The organism is Nocardia sp. NPDC004722, from assembly GCF_053601505.1.
On the sequence record NZ_JBSGBY010000014.1, the window covers coordinates 26,102 to 36,535 of the forward strand.

The window sequence follows — 10,434 nt, forward strand, 5'->3', positions numbered from 1 at the left end:
GTCGAGATGCGCGCACGACGAAGGGGGTTGTGCGCCCATCTCCACGGGCCGAGGCCAGGGTCAGGGCATGGCTGGGGTGCTCAGGGCGTGACCGGGGCCGGTTTCCGCAAGAAGTCCCCCACTTGCTGGACGGCCTCGGCCGCCTCGGGATGGAACGACCAGTAGATCTGGAAGGCGTGTCCCTCGACCGGGTACTCGGTGTGCCGCACCGCATTCCCGTCCGCGCACAGCCGTGCGACAAGGGCGTCGGTGTTACGCCCGAGGCCGTCGAACTCGCCGGATTGCACCAGGGTCGGCGGCAGCCCGCGCAGGTCCGCGCACATCGGGTTGGCCTCCGGGTCGGTCGCCGGGACTCCCGCCAGGTAGGCGTTCTGAAAGCGCATGTGCTGCTCGATATCCGCGGGTGGATCGTCCTCGGGTGCGTAGAAGTCGACGGCGGGACACATCAGGACGGTCGCGCGCGGCATGGGCAGTCCGTCGTCGCGGGCTCGTACCAGCATCGCCAGCAGCAGCATCGCCCCGGTCGAATCGCCCACCAGCGCAATCTGTTCCGGGCCTCGTCCGGTGTTCAGCAGCCACCGGTAGGCGGTGAGGACGTCGTCGCGCGCGGCCGGGAACGGATGCTCGGGCGCGAGGCGGTATTCGGGCACCAGGACCCGGGTGTGCCCGGCCTGGGCGACCGCGCCCGCCATACCGCGGTAGCCGTAGGCCGAGCCCATCATGAAGCCGCCGCCGTGCACGTAGACCGCCACCGTGTCGGAGTCCCCGGCCGGGACCAGCTGAATGCCGGGCACGCCGCCCGCGTTCACCGGCTCGAGCGTGACGCCTTCCGGTAGCGGGAACTCGGCGTGCATGGCCTCGAACGCCGAGCGCATGGGCGCGAGATCGCCGTTGAAGGTGTCCTCCACCGGGCTCCACAGCCGATCCATGCGGGCGGTGAGCTCGCCGCCCGCCGCGCGCGCCGCCGTCAGCGCGCCGTCCAGGTCGGTGAGGACGTCGCGGGTGCGATCCAGCAGCGCCGCTCCCGCCGGGGTGAGGCTCACGCTGCGGGTATTGCGGTGGAACAGATCGCAGCCCACCAGCTTCTCGAAGGATCGGATGGTCCGGCTCAGGGCCGGTTGGGTGACGTAGAGCCGCTGCGCCGCGCGCCCGAAGTTCAATTCCTCGGCGACCGCGACGAAGGCGCGCAGGTGCCGGAGTTCCACGCCCTCGGGGGTCTGAGGTAGCGGCTCGACCATGCGCCCGAGTATGCCCCTCCCGCATTCATGCCGCAGCGGCATCGCTGTCTTGCTGACCCGGCAATTCCGTGGGCTTCCCAAAACTGCGACCGTGGACGCATGGGAAAAATTGTTGCAGGGCAGTACCTTTCACTCGACGGCGTGACCGAGAGCGGCTGGACCGGTCTCTCCCCGTCGATCTCACCGACCGACCCCCACACCGGGGCCTATTTCAACGACGCGCAGGTACAGCAGGCGGTGGGCGAGCTGATGGCGGGCAATGACGCCATGCTGCTGGGCCGCACCACCTACGAGAACCTGAAGATGTTCTTCACCACCCAGTCGGGCCCGTACTTCGACGCCGTGAACGCCATGCCCAAGTACGTGGTCTCCACGACCCTGGAGTCCGCGGACTGGAACAACACCACGGTGCTGCGGGACAACCTGGTCAAGGAGATGACCGCGCTCAAGGACCGCCATCAGCAGATCGGCATCGGCGGCAGCGGCACCCTGATCCGCTGGCTGATCGCCGAGGATCTGCTCGACGAACTGCTGCTGCTGGTGTTCCCGCTGGTCCTCGGCGGCCCGGGCGCGCGGTTCTTCACCCCCGATCAGGTGCCCGCCACCTTCACGCTCACCGACTGCCATCCGCTGGACTGCGGCGTCGTGAGCCTGACCTACACGCGGCAGGACGCGAAGGCATGACCCGCCGCCTCACCGCCAACGTCTACGTCTCTCTCGACGGCGTGGTGGAAGCGCCGGAGAACTGGCACTTTCCGTATCACGACGACGCGACCCAGGAGGCGGTGATGGCGGGGCTGCGCGCCGCCGACACCCTGCTGCTGGGCCGCAAGACCTACGACATCTTCGCCGGGGCCTGGCCGGACCGCGAGGGCGAGATGGCCGACTGGTTCAACCTGACGCCGCGGCTGGTGGTGTCCTCGACACTGCGGGATCCGGAATGGAAGGGCACCACGGTGCTCACACCCGCGCGGCTGGCCGAGGAGCTCACCGAGCTCAAGGCGGCACCGGGGCTCGCCATCGCCGTGCACGGCAGCATCCGCCTGGTGCGGACGCTGCTCGAGCTCGGGCTGCTCGACGATCTCACCCTCATGCTGCACCCCCTCGTCGTGGGCTCGGGCGAACGGCTGTTCGCCGAGAACGGTCCTCGCATCCCGTTACGACTCACCGCCGCAACCACTTTCGGCAGCGGCATCCAATCCCTGACGTACACGAAGGACATCTGATGGAACCCATCAAAGGCACCGTCGACTCCAAGGACGGCACCGCCATCGCCTACACCCGATACGGTTCGGGTCCGGCCGTCGTACTGGTCGACGGCGCGCTGGCCGCGCAGGAGTTCGGCCCGAACAAGTCGCTGGCCGAGGAGCTTTCGAGCAAGTACACCGTCTACACCTACGACCGCCGCGGCCGGGGCGAGAGCGGCGAAACGCTCCCGGTCGACGTCGAACGCGAATACGAGGACCTCGACGCCGTCGTCGACCTGGCCGGGGAACCGGTGATGCTGTACGGCATCTCGTCCGGTGGCGGCCTGATCCTGGACTACCTGCGCAGCGGGCGGTCGGCGCGCAAGGTCGCGCTCTACGAGGTCCCGTTCGTGGTCGACGCCACCCGTCCGCCGCTGCCCGCCGACTACATCGAGCACTTGCATTCCCTGTTGACGCAGGGCAAGAACGGTGAGGCGATCAAGTACTTCATGCGCCAGGGTGTGCGCCTGCCGGCCCTGCTGGTGGCCGCGTTCCCGCTCTTCCCGGGCTGGAGTCATCTCAAGACGGTGGCCCCGACCATGGCCTACGACATCCAGTACGTGGCCGCGTTCCAGCGGGGCGGGAAGCTGCCCGCCGACCGGTGGGCGGAACTCGGCATCCCGGTCACGGTCATCGTGGGCAGCAAGAGCCCCGAGTGGATGCGCAATGCCAATGCGGCACTGGCCCAGGCGATTCCGGGCGCGACCCACCGGGTGCTGCCCGGCCAGACTCACCTGGTCAAGGCGCCCGTACTCGCACCCGCACTGATCGAATTCTTCGGCTGACCCTTGTTCCGATTGCCCGGGGCCCACCAGTTGGCGGGCCCCATCAGCTTGACCAGGGCCGGGACCAGCAGCATGCGGACCAGGGTGGCGTCGATGATCAGCGCGATCACCATGCCGAGGCCGAGGAACCGCATCGGGGTGAGCGGCGAGAGCGTGAACGCACCGGTGATGAGCACGAGAAGCGTTGCGGCGGCGGTGATCACGCGGGCCGTCTGGACCGTGCCGACGCGGACGGATTCCTCCGTGTCCGCCCCGGCGTCGTGCGCCTCCACCATGCGCGAGAGCAGGAACACCTCGTAGTCGGTGGACAGTCCGAAGACCACGGCGATGATCAGCACCATCATGCCCGCCGACAGCGGCCCGACACTGATGTGCAGCACGCCCGCGAGATGCCCCTGATCGAAGATCCAGGTCAGCACCCCGAAGGTGGCCGTCAGGCTCAGGAAGGCCATCAGTACGGCCTTGAGCGGCAGCACGATCGAGCGGAAGGCCAGGGCCAGCATCAGCAGCGTGACCGCGACCATGACCGCGATCATGAGCGGCAGCCGGTCGAGTACGGCGGTGATGCTGTCGACGGTGCTGGCGCTCTCGCCGCCGACGCGCAGGTCCAGTCCCTCCGGGTGCAGGTCGCGCAGGTCGCGCACGATGTCCTGGGCACGCGGCGAGCGGTCCGGGGCGGCGAGGGCGGCGTGGATGACGGTGGTGTCGTCGCGGGTGTCGAGGGCCGTGGCCTGGCGTACGCCCTTGACGCCGCTGATTTCGCGCAGTGCGGTGCTGATGGACGCCGGAGTCGGTGTGCCACCATTGTTTTCGCGCAACAGGATGGTCGCCCCGCTGTTGGCGGCCGGGAAATGCGCGCTCAATTCGTCTACGGCGGTGCGGGTTTCATTGCCTGCGGGCAGCGCGGTGTGGTCGATATCGCCGAGCCGGACGCCGGTCAGCGGTGCGGCGAGGATCAGCAGGATCGCCCCGACCGCGATGGCCACCGTGCCCGGCCGCCGCATGACCGCGGTGACGACCCGTCCCCAGAAGCGTTGCGCCCGTTGTTCCGAGCGGTCGAAGGCGTCCGCGCGCCAGCTCCACTTGCCGATGCGCGGGCCCAGCAGGGCGAGGATCGCGGGCAGCGCGGTCACCGACAACAGCGCGGCCAGGCCCACCGCCGCGATGGCCCCGATGCCGAGCGAGCGCAGGACGGCGAGCGGGAACACGAAGGTGCCCGCGAACGCGCACATGAGCAGCAGCGCCGAGAACAGCACGGTGCGTCCGGCGGTGCGCAGGGTCGCGGTCACCGCCGCCTCGGTGGAGTGGCCCTGCCGCAGCTCCTCGCGGAACCGGCCGACGATGAAAAGCCCGTAGTCGATGGCCAATCCGAGCCCCAGCAACGACACCACGTTCATGGCGAACACGCTGACCTCGGTCAGCCGCGCGGTGATCCCGACCGCGCCCAGCGCGCCGACCACCGACAGCGTGCCGATGAGCACCGGCAGCGAGGCCGCCACCACCCCGCCGAACACCAGCACCAGCACCAGCGCGGTCAGCGGAATCGAAATCGATTCGGCCAGCACCAGATCGTGCCGCGACTGATCGCTGATGGTGTCGGCGAGCGCGCTGTACCCGGTCAGCTTGGTATCGAGCCCCGGAACCCGCAGCGCGGCCGCGATTTTCGGATACTCCGCGACCCGCTGATTGTCATTGCCCGCCGAGAACACCACGGCCACCGCCTGCCGCCCGTCCGACGACCGCAGATACTGCGATCGCGAACTGTTCCAGAAGCTTTCGACCGGCCGATCCAACAGCGCCGGATCGATCCTCCCGATCGCCGCGGTCACCTCCGGACCGATATCGGCCAGCGACTTCCCCTCCGGCGCGGTGTAAATCGCGATCACGTCCGGATTCTGCGGCCCCAACCGCCCGCTCACCCACGCGTCCACCGACGCCGATTCCCCCTTCGGCACCACGAACCCCGCCGAACTCACCCGCTGCTGCAACCCGGCCGCGAACACCCCGAGCCCCAGCGCGAAGAGCACGGCCACCACGAGCACGATCTTCGGTCGCGTCACCACGATCCGCGCCCAGGCGGCGATGATTCCGCCAGGCTCAACGGCCGCAGCGACCTCTGGGGGACTGTCGACGGCGGTCATGGGGCACTCCGATCGTGTGTTCGGCCTTGTCATCGGCCTCGTCATTCCGGCGTGCTTTTGGCCGGAATCCACTCGAGCCGCGTATGCCACCAGGTGTGTGGATCCCGGCCAAGAACACGCCGGGATGACGATGGTGGCTCGCGTGGGTGGGGTGGCTCGCGTGGGTGGTACTGGCTCGTGGGGCAGGTGGATCGCAGGGGCTAGCGGGTCGAATTCGTTGGCGTGAGTTCGGTTTCCAGGGTCTTGACGATGCGGTCCAGTAGCGCGTCGAGGCGTTCGGGGATGCCGCGGCCGTTGCGGACGGAGACGGTGAGTTCGGTGCGGCCGCCGCATTCGGTCATGCCCATGAGCAGGGGCATGGCGACGCTGTGTTGGGGCATGACCTTGATGGCGGTGGGGGTGAAGCCGGGGACGGCTAGTTCGGCGAGGTCGTAGCGGCCCATGTGGGAGACGGTGGCCGAGGCCAGGTTCAGGCCGGTGCGCGCGCCCAGAAGGTTCAGGGTGCGCAGCAGGCCGCGGCCCGCTGCCTGCGGGAGGTACTTCAGGCCGCCGTTGTCCATCTGGTTGAGTTCGCGGTTCTCTTTCAGCCCCTCGCGTTTGATCTCGTTGAGTTGCTTCCAGTCCGTACCGGGACGCACATCCAGGAACAGCGGCAGCGCGAGATTGGCGGTGGAGCGCAGCTCGGGATCGTGGCGGCGGATGTCGACGGGGATCATGATGCGCGAGAGCGGGCCGCCCTCCTCGGCGAGCAGCGCCGCCACCCGCATCAGCGCGCCGGGGCCGGTCGCGTGAATGGTGCGGGTGCGCAACAGGTGCCGGTGCTCGCCGGGATCCTGGCGACCGTGGCCGAGCGCCGAACGGAACTTCGGCAGCATGAGGGTGGGCCGCCCCGGCGCGCCGACCTTGCGCACCAGTTCGGCGTCCGCGATCGGGTCGGGCGCGCCGACCGGGTCCTCGCCGCGCAGCACCCGCAGCACGTCCGTAGCCCACATGACCATGCCCATGCCGTCCATGACGCCGTGGAAGACGCGGAACACCAGGATGGTCGGTGCGGCGGTCAGCAACAGCACCTCCACCGTGGCGTCCGGGGTCGGCCCGATCGGGCTGGTGAGCACCGGATCCGCTTCCAGCGCAGGGTATTGCAGCGCGTGATCGACGACCCGCACGCTCGGAGCGACCCCGCTGTCGATCCATTGCTTGCCGTCGCGGACCAGGCGCGCGCCGGGATTCGCGGCGGCCGCGGTGGCGACCGCGCTCCGCAGCGTCTCCGGATCGATGCTGCCCTCGCCCTCCACCACGAGCTGCATCAGGAACGGCGGAGCCAGGTCCCGCATGGGGAAGTAGATGAGTTCGGTGGGGGAGATGGGACGGCGGAACATATTCCTACCTGCCTAGATCTTCTCGTTGAGAGCCACGATGCCGCCCTGGGTTTCGAGCCAGGCCAGGAAGTCGGCGAGTCCGGTCTCGCGATCCACGATCGCCCGGTAGCCGAAATCTCTTGCGGCGGCTGAGGTGTCGTAGGTCGCGGTGCGGGTCATCAGGGCCACCACGTATCGCGACAGCGGCGGCGACCAGCGGGTGGCGACGAACGGTATGCGCCAAACGGTTTCGATGGCGGCCACGATCGCGTTCAGCACGCGCGGATTGGGCTGCCGGGTCGGCTTCGGGTAGCCGAGCCCGGTGGCGACCTCGCCGAGGAAGCCCCACACGTCGGTCTGCTCGGCATCGGCGATGAAATACGGCTTGCCACCGATGTTCTCGGACCGCGCCGCCAGCACACACGCCTCGGCGATGTTCTCCACATGGCACAGCGACGCCTTCACCTGCTTGCCGTACGACAGATCCGGCAGCGTGCCTTCCGCCGCACGCCCCAGCAGTCGCACGATCGGCCCGGACCGGTCACCCGCACCCCAGATGGCACGCGGACGCAGCGCGCAGGTAGCGAAATCCGCTGTGTTGGAGGCCAGTACGAGGCGTTCGGCCGCGGCCTTGGTCTCCGAGTACAGGTTCAGGTACCGGTGCGGGTACGGCACCGATTCGTCGATGTCCACCTGATCGCCGCCGTCGCGGTCCATCAGCGCGCTGGGGCTGGAGATGAACACGAACCGCCCCGCGCCGTTGCGCTTGGCCGCCCGCACCAGATTCTCGGTGGCCGTGACGTTCTCGGCCACGAACTGCGCGCGGGTACCGCGATCGTCCACCCGGGCCGCGCTGTGGAAGACCACGTCCACGCCCTTGGTGGCGCGTTCCAGCGAGACCTGGTCGGTGAGGTCACCGGTGATGATCTCGATCTGGTCGATCACGTCGTACAGGTCGCGCAGATTACTGGTGGCGCGGGCCAGGATCGCCACCTCGTAGTCGCCGTCGCGGACCAGGCGGCGCACCAGCGCCCCGCCCAGGAATCCGGACGCGCCCGTCACCAGTGCCTTCACGCTGCCTCCTGGGTTTTCCACCACGTGATTCCGAAGATCTGAGTCATGGCTGCCGTCTTCAACGGCGAATGTTCGGTGCCCGCGGTCGCTTTCAGCGCCGCCGGGATCTGCGCCGCGTGCACCACGAGACTCAGGAACGCGTCGATCCAGAACACCGCCCGCAACAGCCGGTTGGCAGGCGCTCGATCGCCCGCCGCCAGCAGTACGCCCACGGCCAGGTACAGCCACCCCAGCACCGGAATCGCCCGCAGCACAGTCACCTTCATCGTCCGTCCACCTTTCCGAGCTGCTCCGCCGCCCAGACCGCGAGTTGTTCGCGGCCGATCTTGGCATTGTGGCGGATGTCGACCGGGAACTTCGGATGGAACAGGAAGGTGGAAACCGGTGCGGTGACCTCGAATTCGGCGGCGCGCTTGCGCAGTTCGGCGATCAGCACGGCGTGATCCGCACCCGGCTGCGCCTCGACGCAGAGCACCGGCAACTGGGTGCCGCGCGTGCCCACGCCGACCAGTGCCGTGCGCGCCACCCCGGCGACGACATTGAAGACCTGCTCGACCTGCACCGAGAACATCGGGCCGTCGGCGGTGGACAGGCGCTGACTCTTGCGGCCGCAGAACCAGATTCGGCCCTCGCCGTCGATCCAGGCCAGGTCGCCGGTGCGATGCCACACCACGCCCCCGTCTCGGATCTTCCCGGCCAGGTTGGCCGCCTCGGGCCAGTAGTAGCGGGTGCTCACGTTCGGCCCCGACACCACCAGCTCACCGATGCCGCGGGTCTCCGCCAGCTCGGAATCGCGAGCCTGCGCCTGCGCCCAGGTGGGGAGCGGATCGTCGGTGATGGCGACCAGTTGCGCCCGCACGCCCTCGGCCGGGCGGCCCACACAGGTACCGTCGCCCAGCTGCGCGCGCTCGGCCAAACCGTCGAGGAGCTCACGGGATTCGATGGTGGACATGGGCAGCGCCTCGGTGGACCCGTAGCCCGCGTACACCTCGGCGTCCGCGGCCAGCACCCGCCGCAGCCCGGCGATGCACCAGTCCGGGACGGGCGCGCCGCCGGAGAAGATGCTGTGCAGCGTGGGCACCGGCGTGCGGTGCTGCTCGAGATGCCGCAGCAGCGGGATCAGCACGGCGGGGGAGGCGAACATGGTCTTCACCCCGTACCGGTTGAGGGCGTCGACCACATGCGCCGGATCGGTCGAGCCGACCTTGCTCGGCACCAAAGGCGGTAGCACACAACGCGATCCGAGAAGCATGTCCAGGATCCCCACCAACGGCAGGGTGATCAGCGAGGTGCCCGGCTCCACCCGGCCGCGCGCGGCATGCACCTGCTCGACCATGGCGCTGAGATTGCCGTGCGTCATCTCCACGGCCTTCGCGGGCCCGGTGCTGCCGGTGGTGAAGGCGATGAGCAGCACCTCGTCGTCGGGTGCCGGAACCCGTTCGCGCAGGGTGAAGGCATCGAACGGGGCGCGATGCTCGGTCTTCGCCGCACGGGATTCGGCGAGCGTGGCCAGCAGTTCCTCGAGCCGGGCAGCCACCTTCGCGCTGCGCGGCCCGGCCGATTCCAGTTCGGCCCGCAGCCGGTCGCCGAGGCGGCCCGTGGTCACCGGTGCGTCCCAGTCGCGCAGGGTCGGGCCGCCCCAGAACCAACGCGGGCCGACGGTGAGAGTCACCCGCACCTTCCGGAAGTACTTGCCGAACAGCTTGCGCGCGGCGTGCGCCTGCGGAATCCCGATGAAGGCTTCCGCGTTCGCGGCCCGCAGGCAGTTGAGCATCTTGCGCAGACCCATGCCCGGGTCGATGACCACGGGGACCGCGCCGATCTTCAACAGCCCCAACATGATCGCGTACAGCTCCGGACTGGGCAGCACCAGCACGATGGTGCGGGTGCCGCGGCCCACCCCGGCCGCGGCCAGGTGCAGGCCGATGGTGTCGGACCACTCGTCGAGCTCACGGTAGGTGAGGTGGCGGTAGTCCGGGAGGCCGGAGGCGGTCTTCCCCGCGGGGTAGATCACCGCCTCACGGTCCGGATCGGCGGCCGCGACCGCGCGGAAGCGGTCGATGGCGCGCCAATACGTCGCGGTGCTCACGCCGCGGCTCCGGCGAGGGCCGGGAGCCGGTAGACGACGGCCGCCGCCGACGGGCCCGCGCCCGCCGCGACGAACAGCACGTCGCGGTAGCCCGCGAGCGAATCCGCCTCGGCGGCAGCGTGATACGCCAGCGAGAGAGACGCGGTGTGCGGGTCGCCCTGCGACAGGTCCGGGGTGAACACCGCCTCGGCCGCGATGCCGAGCTCGGCGGCCAGCAGCGCCGGGAACTCGGCGCTCGGGGTGGCGGCGATGAGCGCCGTGGTGGTCTCGTCGATGTCACTGCCCGCCAGCGCGGCGCGGGCGGCCTCGGCGGCGACCGCCAGCAGCCGCTCCAGATAGTCCGGCTCCCGCTCCACGGTCATCAGCCCACGACCGCGATCGCCCATGGTCGCGGCGTCCACGTAGGACTCCAGGCCGGGCGTGCCTTCGGCGGCGCGGGTGTACACCCGGCCGAAGCCCTCGGGCTGCTCGGTCTGCTCCAGCAGCAGCGCGGCACCCGCTG

9 protein-coding genes and 1 pseudogene are annotated in these 10,434 nt (G+C 69.5%); 3 read left to right on the forward strand and 7 right to left on the reverse strand.

Features of this window, described 5'->3' with window-relative positions:
- Positions 1-80: 80 nt before the first annotated feature.
- The gene (locus ACWELQ_RS03480) at positions 81-1,238 is read right to left on the reverse strand and encodes an alpha/beta hydrolase fold domain-containing protein (RefSeq protein ID WP_452395434.1); all 1,158 of its coding nucleotides are present in this window, start codon (positions 1,236-1,238) and stop codon (positions 81-83) included.
- A 99-nt stretch (positions 1,239-1,337) separates the two neighbouring features.
- Between ACWELQ_RS03480 and ACWELQ_RS03485 the strand changes: the two genes are divergently transcribed.
- The 3 genes from ACWELQ_RS03485 to ACWELQ_RS03495 are packed head-to-tail and all read left to right on the forward strand — an operon-like array spanning position 1,338 to position 3,270.
- Entirely contained in the window at positions 1,338-1,922 is a 585-nt protein-coding gene (locus ACWELQ_RS03485) for a dihydrofolate reductase family protein (protein WP_452395435.1), read from the forward strand.
- Complete coding sequence (locus ACWELQ_RS03490) at positions 1,919-2,464, forward strand: dihydrofolate reductase family protein (protein ID WP_452395436.1); 546 nt, start codon at positions 1,919-1,921, stop codon at positions 2,462-2,464. Before ACWELQ_RS03485 ends, ACWELQ_RS03490 begins: the two co-directional genes overlap by 4 nt.
- A complete protein-coding gene (locus tag ACWELQ_RS03495) occupies positions 2,464-3,270 on the forward strand; it encodes an alpha/beta fold hydrolase (RefSeq protein WP_452395437.1) in 807 nt (268 codons plus the stop codon). Before ACWELQ_RS03490 ends, ACWELQ_RS03495 begins: the two co-directional genes overlap by 1 nt.
- On the opposite strand, the gene ACWELQ_RS03500 is transcribed toward ACWELQ_RS03495, so the two are convergent.
- The 6 genes and pseudogenes from ACWELQ_RS03500 to ACWELQ_RS03525 all read right to left on the reverse strand — a co-directional run.
- On the reverse strand, positions 3,216-5,354 hold the full coding sequence (locus tag ACWELQ_RS03500; RefSeq protein ID WP_452395445.1) for an MMPL family transporter: 2,139 nt from the start codon (positions 5,352-5,354) through the stop codon (positions 3,216-3,218). The two genes, ACWELQ_RS03495 and ACWELQ_RS03500, sit on opposite strands and share 55 nt — an antisense overlap.
- 257 nt (positions 5,355-5,611) lie before the next feature.
- Positions 5,612-6,790, reverse strand: coding sequence for a peptide synthetase (locus tag ACWELQ_RS03505; RefSeq protein ID WP_452395438.1), 1,179 nt, complete (start codon positions 6,788-6,790; stop codon positions 5,612-5,614).
- A 12-nt stretch (positions 6,791-6,802) separates the two neighbouring features.
- Positions 6,803-7,843 (reverse strand): SDR family NAD(P)-dependent oxidoreductase, encoded by a 1,041-nt coding sequence (locus tag ACWELQ_RS03510; RefSeq protein WP_452395439.1) that lies wholly within the window; start codon positions 7,841-7,843, stop codon positions 6,803-6,805.
- Positions 7,840-8,109 (reverse strand): hypothetical protein, encoded by a 270-nt coding sequence (locus tag ACWELQ_RS03515; RefSeq protein WP_452395440.1) that lies wholly within the window; start codon positions 8,107-8,109, stop codon positions 7,840-7,842. Before ACWELQ_RS03515 ends, ACWELQ_RS03510 begins: the two co-directional genes overlap by 4 nt.
- A complete protein-coding gene (locus ACWELQ_RS03520; protein WP_452395441.1) occupies positions 8,106-9,932 on the reverse strand; it encodes a fatty acid CoA ligase family protein in 1,827 nt (608 codons plus the stop codon). The genes ACWELQ_RS03515 and ACWELQ_RS03520 overlap by 4 nt, the downstream gene beginning before the upstream one ends.
- Positions 9,929-10,434 (reverse strand): annotated as a pseudogene (locus tag ACWELQ_RS03525) (hypothetical protein); the annotation flags it as partial. The pseudogene ACWELQ_RS03525 and the gene ACWELQ_RS03520, both read right to left, overlap by 4 nt.